Source organism: Streptomyces sp. NPDC007983, from assembly GCF_042958345.1.
In the GTDB taxonomy this organism is placed as follows: Bacteria; Actinomycetota; Actinomycetes; order Streptomycetales; family Streptomycetaceae; genus Streptomyces.
Genome location: NZ_JBIBJI010000009.1, coordinates 427232 through 442723 on the forward strand (window position 1 = coordinate 427232; position 15492 = coordinate 442723).

16 protein-coding genes are annotated in these 15492 nt (G+C 71.5%); 9 read left to right on the forward strand and 7 right to left on the reverse strand.

The window, feature by feature from the left end; all coding sequences use genetic code 11:
• Positions 1 to 44 precede the first annotated feature (44 nt).
• Positions 45 to 1319 (forward strand): ATP-binding cassette domain-containing protein, encoded by a 1275-nt coding sequence (locus ACFZCY_RS28480; RefSeq protein WP_391179243.1) that lies wholly within the window; start codon positions 45 to 47, stop codon positions 1317 to 1319.
• Entirely contained in the window at positions 1316 to 2326 is a 1011-nt protein-coding gene (locus ACFZCY_RS28485) for an ABC transporter permease subunit (protein WP_391179246.1), read from the forward strand. The genes ACFZCY_RS28480 and ACFZCY_RS28485 overlap by 4 nt, the downstream gene beginning before the upstream one ends.
• A gap of 27 nt (positions 2327 to 2353) precedes the next feature.
• Here ACFZCY_RS28485 and ACFZCY_RS28490 read toward each other — a convergent pair whose 3' ends face one another.
• Positions 2354 to 2671: an ATP/GTP-binding protein gene (locus ACFZCY_RS28490; protein WP_391179248.1), complete on the reverse strand. Its 318-nt coding sequence runs from the start codon at positions 2669 to 2671 to the stop codon at positions 2354 to 2356.
• Positions 2672 to 2877: 206 nt separating this feature from the next.
• On the opposite strand from ACFZCY_RS28490, the gene ACFZCY_RS28495 reads away from it, so the two are divergent.
• Positions 2878 to 3909, forward strand: a complete 1032-nt coding sequence (locus ACFZCY_RS28495; protein WP_391179250.1) for an LLM class flavin-dependent oxidoreductase — start codon at positions 2878 to 2880, stop codon at positions 3907 to 3909.
• 36 nt (positions 3910 to 3945) lie between these two features.
• Here the strand turns inward: ACFZCY_RS28495 and ACFZCY_RS28500 are convergent, their stop codons facing one another.
• Complete coding sequence (locus tag ACFZCY_RS28500; RefSeq protein ID WP_055547655.1) at positions 3946 to 4338, reverse strand: SCO5389 family protein; 393 nt, start codon at positions 4336 to 4338, stop codon at positions 3946 to 3948.
• A gap of 211 nt (positions 4339 to 4549) precedes the next feature.
• Here ACFZCY_RS28500 and nucS point away from each other — a divergent pair, with 211 nt between their 5' ends.
• Complete coding sequence (nucS, locus tag ACFZCY_RS28505; RefSeq protein WP_039937600.1) at positions 4550 to 5212, forward strand: endonuclease NucS; 663 nt, start codon at positions 4550 to 4552, stop codon at positions 5210 to 5212.
• Positions 5213 to 5357: 145 nt separating this feature from the next.
• On the opposite strand, the gene ACFZCY_RS28510 is transcribed toward nucS, so the two are convergent.
• From ACFZCY_RS28510 to ACFZCY_RS28525, 4 genes are all read right to left on the reverse strand, one after another.
• Positions 5358 to 7964, reverse strand: a complete 2607-nt coding sequence (locus tag ACFZCY_RS28510) for an ATP-binding protein (protein WP_391179254.1) — start codon at positions 7962 to 7964, stop codon at positions 5358 to 5360.
• 128 nt (positions 7965 to 8092) lie between these two features.
• Positions 8093 to 8416 carry an STAS domain-containing protein gene (locus ACFZCY_RS28515; protein ID WP_055547659.1) on the reverse strand — a complete coding sequence of 108 codons (324 nt, stop codon included), beginning with the start codon at positions 8414 to 8416 and terminating at the stop codon, positions 8093 to 8095.
• A 158-nt stretch (positions 8417 to 8574) separates the two neighbouring features.
• On the reverse strand, positions 8575 to 9423 hold the full coding sequence (locus tag ACFZCY_RS28520) for a 3-hydroxyacyl-CoA dehydrogenase NAD-binding domain-containing protein (RefSeq protein WP_391179258.1): 849 nt from the start codon (positions 9421 to 9423) through the stop codon (positions 8575 to 8577).
• 82 nt (positions 9424 to 9505) lie between these two features.
• Positions 9506 to 10147, reverse strand: coding sequence for a TetR family transcriptional regulator (locus tag ACFZCY_RS28525; RefSeq protein ID WP_391179261.1), 642 nt, complete (start codon positions 10145 to 10147; stop codon positions 9506 to 9508).
• A gap of 80 nt (positions 10148 to 10227) precedes the next feature.
• Here ACFZCY_RS28525 and ACFZCY_RS28530 point away from each other — a divergent pair, with 80 nt between their 5' ends.
• From ACFZCY_RS28530 to ACFZCY_RS28540, 3 genes are read left to right on the forward strand one after another with little or no spacing between them, the layout of a single operon-like run.
• Entirely contained in the window at positions 10228 to 11010 is a 783-nt protein-coding gene (locus ACFZCY_RS28530; RefSeq protein WP_391179264.1) for an ATP-binding cassette domain-containing protein, read from the forward strand.
• A 14-nt stretch (positions 11011 to 11024) separates the two neighbouring features.
• Positions 11025 to 11780 carry an ABC transporter permease gene (locus ACFZCY_RS28535; protein ID WP_391179266.1) on the forward strand — a complete coding sequence of 252 codons (756 nt, stop codon included), beginning with the start codon at positions 11025 to 11027 and terminating at the stop codon, positions 11778 to 11780.
• A 23-nt stretch (positions 11781 to 11803) separates the two neighbouring features.
• The gene (locus ACFZCY_RS28540; RefSeq protein ID WP_391179269.1) at positions 11804 to 12376 is read left to right on the forward strand and encodes a cob(I)yrinic acid a,c-diamide adenosyltransferase; all 573 of its coding nucleotides are present in this window, start codon (positions 11804 to 11806) and stop codon (positions 12374 to 12376) included.
• 607 nt (positions 12377 to 12983) lie between these two features.
• Here the strand turns inward: ACFZCY_RS28540 and ACFZCY_RS28545 are convergent.
• On the reverse strand, positions 12984 to 13196 hold the full coding sequence (locus ACFZCY_RS28545) for a hypothetical protein (RefSeq protein WP_391179271.1): 213 nt from the start codon (positions 13194 to 13196) through the stop codon (positions 12984 to 12986).
• Positions 13197 to 13439: 243 nt separating this feature from the next.
• Here ACFZCY_RS28545 and ACFZCY_RS28550 point away from each other — a divergent pair, with 243 nt between their 5' ends.
• The gene (locus ACFZCY_RS28550) at positions 13440 to 14699 is read left to right on the forward strand and encodes a helix-turn-helix domain-containing protein (protein ID WP_391179273.1); all 1260 of its coding nucleotides are present in this window, start codon (positions 13440 to 13442) and stop codon (positions 14697 to 14699) included.
• A 15-nt stretch (positions 14700 to 14714) separates the two neighbouring features.
• Positions 14715 to 15029: a 4a-hydroxytetrahydrobiopterin dehydratase gene (locus ACFZCY_RS28555; RefSeq protein WP_164437319.1), complete on the forward strand. Its 315-nt coding sequence runs from the start codon at positions 14715 to 14717 to the stop codon at positions 15027 to 15029.
• The last annotated feature ends 463 nt before the right edge of the window (positions 15030 to 15492 follow it).

Here is a 15492-nt window from a genome sequence, read left to right on the forward strand (position 1 = left end):
CACGGGGGCGAGGCGCCCCGACCCATTCGCACGAGGGGCGGAGCATGATCGAGGCAGTCGGCCTGACGAAACGCTATGGCGACAAGACGGCCGTGTACAACCTGTCGTTCCAGGTGCGGCCCGGCGCCGTCACCGGCTTCCTGGGTCCGAACGGCTCCGGCAAGTCGACCACGATGCGCATGATCCTCGGACTCGACGAGCCCACCGCGGGACACGTCACGGTCGGCGGCTACCCGTTCCGCAAGCTGCCCAACGCCCCGCGCCAGGTCGGCGCGCTCCTCGACGCCAAGGCCGTGCACGGCGGCCGCAGCGCCCGCCAGCACCTGCTGTGCCTCGCCCAGCTGTCCGGCATCCCGGCCCGCCGGGTCGACGAGGTGCTGGGCGTGGTCGGCCTGCAGAACGTCGCCCGCAAGCGCTCCAAGGGATTCTCGCTCGGCATGGGCCAGCGCCTCGGCATCGCGGCCGCGCTGCTCGGCGACCCGCAGGTGCTGCTCTTCGACGAGCCGGTCAACGGTCTGGACCCCGAGGGCATCCTGTGGGTCCGCAACCTCATGAAGCAGCTGGCCTCCGAGGGCCGTACGGTCTTCGTCTCCAGCCACCTCATGAGCGAGATGGCGCTCACCGCCGACCAGCTGATCGTGATCGGCCGTGGGCAGCTGCTCGCGGACATGAGCGTCAAGGACTTCATCTCGTACAACTCGGCGGACTTCGCCCGGGTCCGCACCCCCGACGGCGAACCGCAGCTGCGCGAGAAGCTGACCGCCGCGCTGAGCGAGGCCGGTGGCCAGGTGCTGCCGGAGCAGGACGGCGCCCTGCGGGTGACCGGGCTGCCGCTGCCGCGCATCAGCGACCTGGCGCACTCGGCGGACGTCCGGCTGTGGGAGCTGTCCCCGCACCAGGCGTCGCTGGAGGAGGCGTACATGCGGATGACGCAGGGCGCCGTGGACTACCGCTCGACGGCCGACCAGCGGGCCGGGCTGCAGCAGCCGCCCGCCGGGTACGGCCCGCAGGGCGGGGCGTACGGCTACGCGCCGGGTGCGCCGGGCGTTCCGGGGCAGCCGCCCGGGCCGTACCCGCCCGGGACCGTGATGCCGGGGTACGCCGAGCCGCCCGCCCCGCCGCAGGGCGCCGCCCCCGCTCAGGGTGCGGCACCGGCGCAGGGTGCGGCACCGGCGCAGGGTGCGGCACCGGCACCGCCCGCCGCCGCGCCCGCGCAGCCGCCGGCCGCTCCCCCGGTCCAGCCGCCCGCCGCCCCGGCCCGGCCGCCCGCCTCCGCAACCGCCGACCTGACCAAGCGCGACAACGAGGACGCCCGATGACGACGCCGTACCAGCAGCAGGGCCAGGCGCCCGTCCCGCCGCAGACTCCGCCCCAGGCACCGCAGCAGCAGCCGTACGCGCAGGCGCCGCAGCAACCGCAGCAGCAGCCGTACGCACAGCAGCAACCGCAGGCACCGCAGCACCAGGCGCCGCACATCCCGCCGGGGTACGTCTCGCCGCCTCCCGGCGCGCCCGCGCAGCCGTACGCCGCCGTGGGCACCTACACCTCGCCGATCCCGATCCAGCGCACCCACCTCGGGAACGCCCTCGCCTCCGAGTGGACCAAGATCAAGTCCGTGCGCTCGACGATCTGGACGCTGAGCGTCATGGCCGCGCTGGTGGTCGGGATCGGGTTCCTGACCTCGGCGAGCACCAACGACAGCGACTACACCAGCGCCCCCACCACCCTCCCCGGGTTCTTCGGCGCCCTGCTCGGCCAGCTGTGCATCGTCACCCTCGGCGTGCTGGTGATCTCCTCCGAGTACGGCACCGGCATGATCCGCACCACCTTCACCGCCTCCCCGGCCCGCGCCCGCGTGCTGACCGCCAAGGCGCTGGTCTTCTTCGCGCTCTCGTTCGTCACCACGACCCTCTCGCTCGCCCTGGTGGCCTTCATCAGCTCCGGGATGCACAGCGGCCCGGGCGTCATGGATCCGAACAACGACCAGCTGATCGGCGCGACCCTCGGCGTCGGGCTGTATGTCTCCCTGCTCGGGCTGCTCTCGCTCGCCGTCGGCAGCATGCTGCGGCACTCGGCCGGTGCGATCACCACGATGCTGGGTGTGGTGCTGCTCCCGTCGATCCTTCCGGCGTTCCTGATGATGTCGCCGAGCCTGGCGGAGCTGGGCACGCAGATGCAGAAGTACTCCTCGCCCTTCGCGCTGGCCGCGCTCTTCCAGATCGATGACTCGGTGGGCTCCGGCTGGTCGCAGCTGGGCGTGCTGGGTGGCATCACCGCGGCGGCCTTCGTCGGGGCGTTCGTCCTGCTGGAGAAGCGCGACGTGTAGCGACGACGGCGCGCGGCCGCCGCGGGCTCAGTACCGCGGAGCGTTACGGGACCGCTGGAGCTTGGCGCTCCGGCGGTCCCGCGCGTTCCAGCAGGCTTTGTGCCAGTGGCGCCGGTCGTCCACGCCCATGTGCTGCTGCCAGGCCACCACATGCGGCACCCCGGGCGGGATCTCCTGGTCGCATCCGGGGCAGCGGTAGTGCTTGCCGGCGGCCCCGCCACCCACCATCCGCACCACCCACTCCTCGCCCTGCCAGCTCTCGGTGCGCTCCAGCCCGTAACGGTCCGTGCCCACGCGGTCAACGGACTTCTCGCCACCTCGGGGGCGGTTTCGGCGTGGAGACACGGGGCACCTCGACAGGGCTGGGAGCTACTGACTGTTACCAGCGTACGCGCTACGGTCACGCACCCGGTAAGTCCTCATCCACAACCACCCTCAGATCATCATGAAAAATACTTGCCAGGCCGTGCCTTTGGCACGTGTCAGACGTTAATGCCAGTGAGGGGATGCCCACGTCGGCGAGGGAGCCGCGACAAGGAAGGCAGAAGGCGATGCGTGTGGGGGCTTTCATTCTGGCCGCTCAATTTCCGGGCCAAGGACAGGAGGAGGCGCTGCACCGGGCGGTCCGCTCGGCCGAACTGTCCGAGGCCGCCGGGCTCGACGCGGTCTGGCTCGCCGAGCACCACTTCGTGCCGTACGGCGTCTGCCCGTCCGCCGTCACCCTCGCCGCGCTGCTGCTGGGACGTACCCGGCGCATAGGCGTCGGTACTGCGGTGAGCGTACTTCCGACCGCGCATCCCGTCGCGCTGGGTGAGCAAGCGGCACTGCTGCATCTCAGCTCCGGTGGCCGGTTCACCCTCGGCGTCGGCCGCGGCGGCCCCTGGGTGGACCTGGAGGTCTTCGGCGCCGGGCTGGGGGCCTACGAGCACGGCTTCCCCGAAGCGCTCGACCTGCTGCTGCGCTGGCTGCGGGAGCCCCGGGTGGGGGCGGACGGCGAGCGCTTCGCCTTCCGCGAGGTCCCGGTCGTACCGCGCCCGGACGACCCGGGCCGGACCGGCGCCCCGCCCGTGATCATGGCGTGCACCTCCCCCGGCAGTGTGCGGCTGGCCGCCGAGCGCGGGCTGCCCATGCTGCTCGGCATGCACTGCGGGGACGAGGAGAAGGCCGAGGCGGTCGGCCTGTGGAAGAAGTCCGCGCTGGCCGCGGGCCGTTCCCCCGAGGAGGTCGCGGCGGTGGCGGCGGAACATGTCTCGGCCGGGGTGGTGCAGATCGAGGACGCGCGCCCCGCGGCGACGGAGACCCTGACCAAGGCGATGCCGGGATGGTTACGGCAGGGGCTGGGCGCCCATGTCACCGTCGACGGCCGGGAGCGCCGGATGCGCGACCCCGTCGGCTACGCGGAGCTGCTGTGCGAGCTGCACCCGGTGGGCCCGCCCCGGCTGTGCGCCGACCGGCTGGCGGCGACCGCGGAGCGCACCGGCATCACGCGCTTCGCGCTGATGGTGGAGGGGTCGGGCGATCTGGCGGCCACGGAGCAGAACGTACGGCGTCTCGGTGATGAAGTGCTGCCGCTCCTGCTCTGACACACCTCCCCCTGGTGGAGCGGCAGCGACATCGCGTCAGCAGTCGCGCAGCGTGGGCGACTGGTTCAGCAGCTGGCCCCGGATCGAGGTGAATCGGGCCAGGCGGTCATCGGACGACGCGTCGAGCGGAAAGACCGCCACCCGATGGCAGTTCTGGAAGGCCAGCCGCACCCCGAAGTGGCGCTGCAGCGCGCCACGTATCGCGTCACTCGCCAGCGCGCGGAGCAGCTGCCCGCGGGCCTGCTCGTCCGGCGGCGGCGTCTGGTTGTCGGCGAACTCCCCGCCGTCGACCTTCAGCTGGGCCACCAGAGAGCTGATCATCTCCCATGCGTACGGTAGGGAGTTCCGGACGCAGTCGACGAACGCGGCTTCGTCGACCTCGCCTCGCTCGGCCTGTTCCAGAAGGGCCGGTGAGACGTCGAGCGACATGGGTTCTCCTCTCGCGACCCCGGATGCGGGGTCTCAGGGATGGGATGGGCGGACGGCGACGCAGCGTACCCGTCCGGCGACCGCCCGCTTCAAAGGTATTCCGGCCACTGTGCCCGCACCACCAGAATGGGCACACAACCAGCCAATGCTGAACGGGTCCATCGCCGGACGAATCGCGTGGAGCCTTCGTGGTCGAGTAGCGTTGCGGACCATGCGTCTCGTCATCGCCCGGTGCTCCGTGGACTACGCCGGCCGCCTCACCGCCCACCTTCCCTCGGCACCCCGCCTGATCCTCGTCAAGGCCGACGGCAGTGTGTCCATTCACGCGGACGACAGGGCCTACAAACCCCTCAACTGGATGTCTCCGCCGTGCACGCTGAAGGAAGGCGATGACAATGTGTGGACGGTCGTGAACAAAGCGGGCGAGAAGCTCATCATCACCATGGAGGACGTTCTCCATGATTCCTCGCATGAACTCGGGGTGGACCCCGGGTTGATCAAGGATGGCGTGGAAGCCCATCTGCAGGAGCTGCTCGCCGATCGGATCGAGACACTGGGCGATGGCTGGACGCTTATTCGGCGTGAATACCCCACTGCCATTGGCCCCGTGGACATTCTCTGCCGTGACGCGGACGGCACGACGGTGGCCGTCGAGATCAAGCGGCGGGGTGAGATCGACGGCGTCGAGCAGCTCACGCGCTATCTCGAACTGCTCAACCGGGATCCGCACCTGGCGCCGGTGAAGGGCGTCTTCGCCGCCCAGGAGATCAAACCGCAGGCCCGTGTCCTCGCCACAGACCGTGGCATCGGGTGCGCCGTCCTCGACTACGACGCGCTGCGCGGCATCGAGGACGACAAGCTCCGCCTCTTCTGACCCCCCGGCCCCACCATTCCGGCCACGGCGGCCGACCAGGCCCCGGCCGGTTTGCGGCGCCTGTCCCCCACCGGACCCCGGTCCCCATCGCCGGACGGGCTGGATTTCCGGCCCGTCCGGCGATCAGGGTGGGGGACTTCCCTGGTTACGTCGACACGGACGACGTGGTCGGCGCGGACGCGCTCGGGGGCGGGCCGCTGGCCGTGTTCGACGTGGTGTTCGTCGGTGACGTCGTCGGGGTGTCCGTCGGGGTGTGCGGCGGCGTCGTCGTGGGGGGTGTGGGGGCGTCCGTCGGGGTGTGCGTCGGCTCGTGCGTGGGTTCTTGCGTCCTCGGCGGCGACGACGGCGCGGACGGGCTCTGGGGCTGCGTCGGCTCACCGCTCGTGGACGGATCCACCGGCCCGGTCGTCCCGCTCGGGGTTCCGCTGCTCGTCGGTACCGAAGACGGCGACGACAGCGGCACATTGCTCGGCCCCGGCTGGGGCGCCCCCTGGCTGGGGGCGTTCGACGGCTCGTCGGCCGTCAGGTCCTTGTCGTTGTCCTGCCGCGAGGCCGACTCACGCGGCTTGACCCGGTCGGGCGCGCCCTTGTCGTCATCGCCGCCGAAGGCACCCAGGGTCACCACGGCGCCGAGCACGGCCACCAGCAGCGCACCGGCGCCCGCCACGACCAGGTTGCGCCGGGCGCCGGTCAACGCGAGGGCTCGTAGCCCCTTCTTCTTGGCGGGCGGTGCCGCGAGCGTCGTGGTGGCGGCCACCGGGGGTATCTTCGTGGTCTCGGCCACCACCGGGGTGACGATCGTGGTGGCGTTCGCCCCCGGGGCCGGGCCCGGCTCCGGTTCCGCTGCCGGCTCCACTGCCGGTGCCGACTCCGGTTCCGCCGGACGGGTCCGCGCGACGCCCGGGCCGAACGCACCGGGCATCGCCGCGCCCGTACGGTCGCTCACCAGCGCCAGCGCCCTGCGCCCCGCGACCGTGCCGCGCTTGTCGGCGAGGGCGCCGCGCAGCGCGATGGACGCCTCCAGCTCGGCGCGGGCCCGGTCGAGGTTGCCGGTGCACAGGGCGAGGACACCCAGCTCATGGTGGAAGTACGCCTCGTCGGCGACCTGTCCGGCCAGCCGCGCCGCCTCCTGGCCGTGGCGTACGGCGCGTTCCCACGCGCCCCAGTGCAACGCCGCCGCGAAGGCGGGGGCGGCGGCCCGGGCCAGCTCCACGGCGGCGTCGGCGTGACCGGCTTCCCGGTCGGAGACCAGGGCGGCCATCGCGGCGAGTATCGCGTCCGCCTCGACGGCGACCCGCTCGGGGGCCACCGAGGGGTGACCGGCCCACCAGGTGTAGTGCTGGGCCACGGTGTGCGCCCGCCCGGCGGACTCGGTCGCGTCGCCCGCGTACCCCTCCGCCGCGAGCTGGGCGGTCACCCCGGCCGCCAGCCGGTAGTGCGGGCCGACGGTGGTGGCCAGGCCGTGGGCGAGCAGTTCGCCGAGGGCGGCGTCCGCGTGCGGGTCGTCGGTGAGGGCGGGCAGATGGGCCTGGTGCGGGCATTCGCCGCCGAGCGCGACCGCGAACCGCAGGGCGTCGCGGGCCGCCTCGCCCAGCCCCGCGGCGAGCAGCGCGGCCGGGGCCGCGGCCTCGGGGATCGAGGGCAGCGGGGCCTTGTCATGCGGGGCCGTGTCACGCGGCTCGGCGTCAGCCTCAGCGGCGGCGGTACCCCCCGCCGCGTCCGACACCGCCGCATCCGCCGCCTCGCGCTGCCGCAGCAACGCCCCCGCCTGCACGAACCTCAGCGGCAGCCCCTCCGACTCGAACCACAGGTCCGCCGCCCAGCTCGCCTCGTCCTCCTCCAACGGGCGCCGCAGGGCCCGCTCCAGCAGCTCCAGACCGGCGGTGCGGCTGAGCCCCGATAGGACGACCTCTTCGAGGTGCGAATCGGCGGACGGGGCCGCGACGTCCGGCGTGGCGGAGATCAGGAAGGCGCATTCCGGCGTCGCGTCGAGGAATTCGTCGAGCGCGGCGCCGCCGAACTCGATGTCGTCGAGGACGACGACCGCGCCGATCTCCTGCACCGCCTCCAGCAGTTCCGCCCGTTCGGGCCGGTAGAGCGGGGCGCGGTAGACGGCGGCGTACAGGTCGTACAGCAGGTCGGTGGGGGTGCGGCGGTAGCCGGAGAGCCGTACGACGCCGTCGGGCGCCAGGCGTTCGCAGTCCGCGGCGACGGCCTCCAGCAGCACGCTGCGCCCGGCGCCGGAGGGCCCGGTGACCCGTACGGAGCGGCCGCGGGCCAGCAGCCGGGCCAGCCGCTCGCGCTCCGCGTCCCGCTCCAGCATCGGCAGGTCGGGCACCACCGTGCCGGACGGCCGGGGCGCGGCCGCGGCCCGGCGCAGCTCGGCGCGCTGGTCGGGGGTGTGCCGCTCGGGCCGGACGGGCCGGGCGGACCGCTCGCCGGGCGGGCGGGGCTCTATCTCGCTGCCGTCGACGGGGTTGATGGTCAGCAGATGGTCGCCGGCGACGATGCGTACGGTACGGACCGGCCCGGGGTCGGCGGTGCCCTCCGCCCCCTGCAGGGCGGCCGAAGCACCGCCCCGGGCGGGCCGCCGGGCGGGCAGAGCCGACCGCGCGTCCGCGTCCGGCGGCGGCTGCGGCGCGGCGGCGGCATCCGCGTCCCGGGGCGGCTGCGGCGCGGCGGCGGCGTCCGCGGAACGCGGGCTCGGGTCGTCGTGGCCGTGCTCATGCGGTGCGCGGTTGTGCTGCTCCATGGCCCTGTGCCCCCCAGATGCGTGGCGCGCCGGTCTGTGCCGCCGTAGGGATGATGTCCGGCGAGTACCGGACAAGACCTCGTCACAGTATCCACCGGGCCCGCAACGCCCCGCGCCACCCCGGGGATTCAGACGCGGGGCAGGCTCTCCGCCTCGAGGCCGCCCTCGATGGCCAGGATGCGGTGCAGCCGGGTGGCCACCAGCAGCCGCTGCATCTGGGGCGGCACCCCGCGCAGGACGAGCCGGCGGCCCGCCCGGCCCGCCCTCCGGTGCGCCCCCATGATCACGCCGAGCCCGGTGGCGTCCCAGGAGTCCAGCTCGGTCAGGTCGAGTACGAGATCCCCGCCGCCGGAGTCAACGGCGGTGTGCAGGGCCGTACGGGCGTCCGCCGCGCTCCGGACGTCCAGTCGGCCCCCGACGACCAGCTCGGCGTGGTCGCCCCTGATGTGCATATGCGCTCCCCTGGATGGTGCGTCGTCGTGTCGTCAATGCGCCATTTCTCTCTACAGAACTGACTGCCTCTCACCTGAGGAAGTTGCCGTCTGTAAGCGAACCGATACCGAATTCACCCGAGAGGGTGAGTTACGGGCCTGGCGCCGCACCAATGCCCTCAGTAGCGGTAAAAGCCCCCACCGCTCTTGCGGCCGATGTCACCCGCGTCGACCATCCGGCGCATGATCTCCGGTGGCGCGAACTTCTCGTCCTGGGACTCGGTGTAGATGTTGTCGGTGGCGTGCAGCAGGATGTCCACGCCGGTGAGGTCGGCCGTCGCGAGGGGTCCCATCGCGTGGCCGAAGCCCAGCTTGCACGCGATGTCGATGTCCTCGGCCGTGGCGACCCCGGACTCGTACAGCTTGGCGGCCTCGACCACGAGTGCCGAGATCAGGCGCGTGGTGACGAAGCCCGCGACATCGCGGTTGACGACAATACAGGTCTTGCCCACGCCCTCCGCGAACTCCCGTGCCGCGGCGAGCGTTTCGTCGCTCGTCTTGTAGCCGCGCACCAGTTCGCACAGCTGCATCATCGGGACCGGCGAGAAGAAGTGGGTGCCGACGACCCGCTCCGGGCGCTCCGTCGCGGAGGCGATCTTGGTGATCGGGATGGCGGAGGTGTTGGACGCGAGGATCGTGTCGTCCTTGACCAGGCCGTCGAGGGTGCGGAAGATCTCCCGCTTGACCTCGATCTTCTCGAAGACGGCCTCCACCACGACATCCGCGTCGGCGGCGGCGTCGAGGTCGGTCGTGGTGGTGATGCGGGCCAGCGCCTGTTCGGCGTCCCCGGCGTCCAGCTTGCCCTTGGAGACGAACTTCTCGTACGAGGCGCGGATGCCGTCGGTGCCGCGGCGCAGCGCCTCATCGGTCACATCGCGCAGTACGACGTCCCAGCCCGCCTGGGCGGAGACCTGCGCGATCCCGGACCCCATGAGTCCGGCTCCGATGACCGCGAGCTTCTTGGCCACGGCACACACCCCTTCGTCGACGTTCGGTGTGCGTGGACCTTAACGCCCGTTCACCCCTTCGGGCACCCCTTGGTAAGGCGCGTCACGGTGTGTTCTTCACCGCATAGTTGAGCACCGTGTCGCTGAGAAGCGACTCCATGACGTCGACCGCCCGCAGGGCGTCCTCGGCGACCTCGTCCGCGCCGCCGCCCTCCGCGAGGGCGCGCATGATCCAGCGCTGAACGGCGTTCTGCAGCCCGACGAGTTGGTGGGCGACGAACTCGGGGGTCGGGTCCTCCGGCGCCGCGGCCACCTCCTCGCGCAGGGTGACCCCGAGCCGGTTGACCGCCTTGCCCTGGATGGTGAACAGCCGGGCCATCAGCGTGGGCGACTCCGTCACGACCTGCCGGAACCGGTCGTAGCCCGCGCTCAGCCCGACATACGCGTGCCGCTCCCGGAGGTCCTGGCGCAACTGCCCCACGATCGCCCGCGCCGCCGACTGGCCGACCGCGCGCTCCCGCACGAGCTGGGAGGGACGGTCGACGACCTCGTCCTCGCGGTCGACGAAGAGGTCCTCCTTGGTCGGGAAGTAGTTGTAGACCGTGTTGACGGAGACCTCGGCCGCCTCGGCGATCTCCGCGATCGTGACCGCGTCGAAGCCGCGCTCCATGAACAGCCCGGTCGCCACGTCCGAGATGTACTGCCTGGTCTGCCGTTTCTTCCGCTCCCTGAGCCCTTCCGCCATGTCCTCATCCTAGCTTCGCTGGGCTCGCTCTATTTTTGGAGTCATTGCAAACTTTAAGCGACTCTGCTTTTCTGAATGGCATGCCAGTCATCACCACGAGCGGGCTCGCCCGCACCTTCCACACCAAGCGCGGCCCCGTGGAGGCCGTCCGCGGCATCGACCTGACCGTCGAGGCCGGGGAGATCCTGGGCTTCCTGGGCCCCAACGGCGCGGGCAAGACCACCACGCTCCGCATGCTCACCACGCTGCTCCCGCCCACCGGCGGCACCGCCACGGTCGCCGGGCACGACCTCGCCGCCGACCCGGCCGGGGTGCGGCGCCGCATCGGGTACGTCGCCCAGTCCGGCGGGGTCGACCCCACCATCTCCGTACGGGAGGAACTGGTCACCCAGGGCCGCCTCTACCGGCTCCCCCAGCACGAAGCCGTGGCCCGCGCCGGCGAACTCGCCCACGACCTGGACCTGACCGAGTTGCTGGACCGCCCCTGCGCCGCCCTCTCCGGTGGGCAGCGGCGCCGCCTGGACATCGCGCTGGGCCTCGTCCACCGGCCCGGCATCCTGTTCCTGGACGAGCCGACGACCGGTCTCGACCCGGCCGGGCGCGCCGACCTGTGGGACCTCATCCGGCGGCTGCGCGCCGAGCACGGCATGACCGTCTTCCTGACCACCCACTACCTCGACGAGGCCGACGCGCTCGCCGACCGGCTCGTCATCGTCGACCAGGGCCGAGTGGCCGCCGAGGGCACGGCGGAGCGGCTCAAGACCGAGTACGGCGGCTCACCGGACGCCACCCTCCAGGACACCTTCATCGCCGTCACCGGGCGCGGCACCGCACCGCGCGACCCCGCCCCGCTCGCCGTCTGACCCCGGGAGCCCCCATGCCTCACGTCATCTCCGACACGGCCCTGATCTTCCGCCGCTACGCCCGCCAGACCCTGCGCTCCAAGCCCGCCATGGTCTTCGGCCTCGTCCAGCCGCTGCTGTTCCTGGTCTTCTTCGGTCCGCTGCTCACCGGCATACCGCTGGGCGGCGAGGGCGACTCCTGGCAGACCATCGTCCCCGGCATCCTCATCCAGCTCGGCATGTTCAGCGCCTCGTTCGCCGGGATCGGCATCATCTTCGAAAAGCGCACGGGCGTCATCGAGCGGATGCGGGTCACGCCGGTCAGCCGGCCGGCCCTGCTCATGGGCCGGGTGCTCAAGGACGTCGTGCAGCTCCTGCTCCAGTCCGTGGTGGTCGTGCTCGTCGCCCTCGCCATGGGGCTGCGCGCGCCGCTGCTGGGCATCCTGATCGGCTTCGGCTTCGTCGCCGCGCTCACCGTCTCGCTCGCCTCGCTCTCGTACGCGCTGGCCATGCGCGTGGAGTCGCCGCAGGGGTTCGCCCCCGTCATCAACTCCGTCACCATGCCCGCGATGCTGCTCTCCGGCATCCTGCTGCCGATGTCGCTCGGCCCGCGCTGGCTCGACATCACCTCGCACTTCGTGCCGTTCCGGTACCTCGTGGACGGCGTACGGGCCGCCTTCGCCGGGGACTACGGGGACGGCAGGATCGGGCTCGCGTGCCTGGTCGCCACCGGGCTCGCCGCCGTCGCCGTCACCCTCGGCACCCGGCTCTTCCGGCAGGCCGGCGCGTAGCCGCTGCGCGTAGGCTCGGCCCCATGGTCAATCTCACCCGCATCTACACGCGCACCGGGGACAAGGGCACCACGTCCCTCGGCGACATGAGCCGCACCGACAAGACGGACCTGCGGATCGCCGCGTACGCCGACGCGAACGAGGCGAACGCGGCGATCGGGGTGGCCATCGCGCTGGGCTCGCTGCCGGCCGGGATCACCGAGGTCCTGGTCCGGGTCCAGAACGACCTGTTCGACGTGGGCGCCGACCTGTCCACCCCGGTGGTCGAGAACCCCGAGCATCCGCCGCTGCGCGTCCAGCAGACCTACATCGACAAGCTGGAGGCGGACTGCGACCGCTTCCTGGAGGACCTGGAGAAGCTGCGCAGCTTCATCCTCCCCGGCGGCGCCCCGGGCGCGGCCCTGCTGCACCAGGCGTGCACGGTCGTACGGCGCGCGGAGCGGTCGACGTGGGCGGCCTTCGCCGAGCACGGCGACGCCATGAACCCCCTCACCGCCACCTATCTCAATCGCCTGTCCGACCTGCTCTTCATCCTGGCCCGCTCGGCCAACAAGGAGGTGGGCGACGTCCTCTGGGTGCCCGGCGAGAACCGCTGACCCGGTCTTTCCCCCACTCCGCACCTTCCCGAAACCGGGGCCGGCCCCGGGCCCCGGACGGCCTCCGGAGCCCCAGAGCGAAGCCGCTCTGCACACGGACGCGGGCGGCGCAGCGGCGGCTCAGGGGCACGGCCGAGGGCGGGGGCGCGGCACCAATCGCCAGGGTAGGTGCCTGAGACGGCCCCATGACCCCGTTCGGCAGGTAGGGCCAACCCATCCGGTTCGCAGACCCGAGGCGCACCAGCCCGCTCGGGCTACTCGGTACACCGTCGGTCGTGCATGGCCGCATGTCCCGGCACGGTGGCGAGGCCCTCCGCAGAACGATCCCGGCTTACGGCCGGGGCGCGCATCCCCGACAGACGTACCGCGTCCGTCCGGGCCCGGTCGGGGTGGACTCGTGGACCGTCGAGAGTTCCTCGTCCCTGCCGCAGCAGTCGCAGAGCCCCGGGCGCGCCCGGTTGCAAGGCGGCCTCGTCGGACGGGCCAGCGTTGTGGATGCGCAGCAGTTCCTGACCGGTGTCGCACAGGCGGTCGCTGGTGCGGCAGGTAGGGCAATCCATCCCGTGTTCAAGGACGAGAGCGAACGCGACCTCGGGGGTGTCGGCCATCACGACCGTCCCGGCTGGATCGCGCGCCCCGTCTCCCGTGCGCGGCGCATGCTGGCCATGACGGCGAACACGTCGACCTGCTTCGGAAAGCTCAGCGCGCAGCCGGGGCATGCGTACGTGGTGCGGCCTCCGACGCTGGCGCCGTGCTCCATTCCGACGACGACCGGCTCGTCCGTCGACTGCTGGCAGCGCGCGCAGATCTGCCTCGTCATCGCTCGTCTCCCGGCTGGACTCCCAGCTCGGCCAGAGTCGCGGCGCGCAGCGCCTCGTACAGGAAGACGGGGCCCACCATTGGCCCGCACGGAGTGCCTCGATTTCAGTACCGTTCGGTGGTGCCCACTGGCTCGCCGTCTTCATGATCGCGTCGCCTCTCGTTCGACAGGTTCTGTCCACCGATAGAACTGGGCACGGATGTTGGGAGACAGGGCTCCAGTAGGGGCCAGGTAGGGGCCGGCATGGAGCGCGTGACCATCGGGGAACGGATTCGGGAACGCCGGACCGAACTCGGCATGGGTCAAGGTCAGCTCGCCGTGAAGATGAACCAGTTGGCCGGGCTGACGTCCGGAGGGTTAACCCGGAACGAGATCAGCCGGTACGAGAGAGGTCTGCGTAAGCCGCACGACTGGTTACCGTTGATCGCACGGGCGCTCGGAGTGTCCATCGGTTGGCTGACGGGCGCTCCCGCCCCTGCCTCGCTGGCATTGGCCGATGCGCTGGCCCAGCTCGAACAGGACCTCGGCATGACGATCAACCGGCGCACGTTCCTCACGGACAGCAGTGGCCTCGCGCTGTCCGTCATCCCATCCGGAAGTCCCGGCTCCAAGGCCGTGCCCCCCGAGGCTGTGGCGTACTTCCGGCGTCAGCTCGATGACCTCTGGCGAGCCGACGCGGCACAGAGCCCGCGCCGGTTGATCCCGACCGCGGCCGCGCAATTCCAGATCGTCGCGCACCTGGCGACCAACAGCCACGGCGACCTCCGCAAGCGGCTATGGCAGACGGCGGCGGCTTTCACCGGGCTGATCACCTGGCTCTACCAGGACGCGGGTCAGCTCGATCAGGCATCAGCCTGGGGCACCCGCACGCTGGAGTTGGCCCACCGCGCTCACGACAAACAGCTCGTGGCCCATGCGCTGACCAACCGCGCCATGGTGGACATGGACCTCGGCGACGGCCCCACAACCGTCGAGATGGCCAGTGCGGCCCTGGCTGACGAGAAACGACTGTGCGCCAAGGTCAAGGTCCAGGCACTTCAGCAGGCGGCACACGGACACGCCTTGGTCGGCGATCGCAGAGCCTGCGACCAGCTACTCGACCAAGCTGGCCGACTCATTGATCGCATCGATGACGATCACCCGTGGGGCGTCGCGACCAGGACCCCGCTCTACCTGGAGATCCAGCGGGCCACCTGCTACAGCCGAATGCAGCTCGGCGCGGCAGCCGTTCGGCTGTGGGACCAGATCATGCCCTCTGCGGAGTGGCGGAACTCCGGTGTCTTCGCGGCCCGTCAGGCGGCCGCGCTGGCAGACAGCAGGCGTCCGGACGAGGCGGTCGCGGCCTTGGAGGCCGCGGTACACGTAGCGGAAGAGGTCGAGTCCGCCCGCCTGCGCAGGGAATTGACGACCGCCTGGGAGCGCTTGGCACCGTGGCACCACGCAGCACAGGGCCAAGAGGTGCGCGCGCTATTCGACGGCATTGGGCTGCGGACCGCGCACTGAGGGTAGAGGCACCCCATGGCAGAACGAGACCCGCTGACAGCAGAGGAAGTCCAGGCGCATCTGGAACGCTGGGAAGGCTGGTCCGGGGACACGAGCCGGATCGGAAAGACCTACCAGCTCGATTACTACACGAGCATCAAGGTCATCAACGAGGTGGCCGAGGCCGCGCAGAAACTTCAGCACCACCCGGACATCGACATCCGGTGGGAGCGGCTGCACTTCGGCATCACGACGTACAGCGCCGGCGCGGTCATCACCCCGCTGGACTTCAAACTCGTGGCAGAGATCGAGCGCGTCACTGCCGCGCACGGGGCGAAGACTGCCCCCTAGCGCGCGTCCGTGTTGGTCCCGCTTGACGTTGGGACCGGCTTGGTTGGCGGTGGGGGCGTTGGTGGAGCATCCCTGCGCGCGAGAGGGGTGGGAACCGGGAGCTCGGCGCTGCGTTGTGACGGTCGGACGTTGGCTCGGTGGGCTCGGAAGAACTGCGCAACCATGTGGGAGCGTCCGCGTCCCCTGGAGAACGGGGACGCGGGACGCGCTCCACTCGCCTGCGACCCGCGTAAACGACCAATGGGAGTCGCTGGCATCGCGGCCCCCGGGGCGAAACCCCAACCGGCGTCCGGGGCGCGGTCCCAACGGGGGCCGGGGGTGTCCCCGCCACGCGGCGGAGCCGCATATCGGTACTGCGGGGAGGGGCCGGGGGGTGCCTCTATGTCTTTCGTCAAGCGAGGCGTGGGGTTCGGGGTTCGTAGAAGGTGCCGTCGCGGAGCATGGCGAACAGCACGCTGATGCG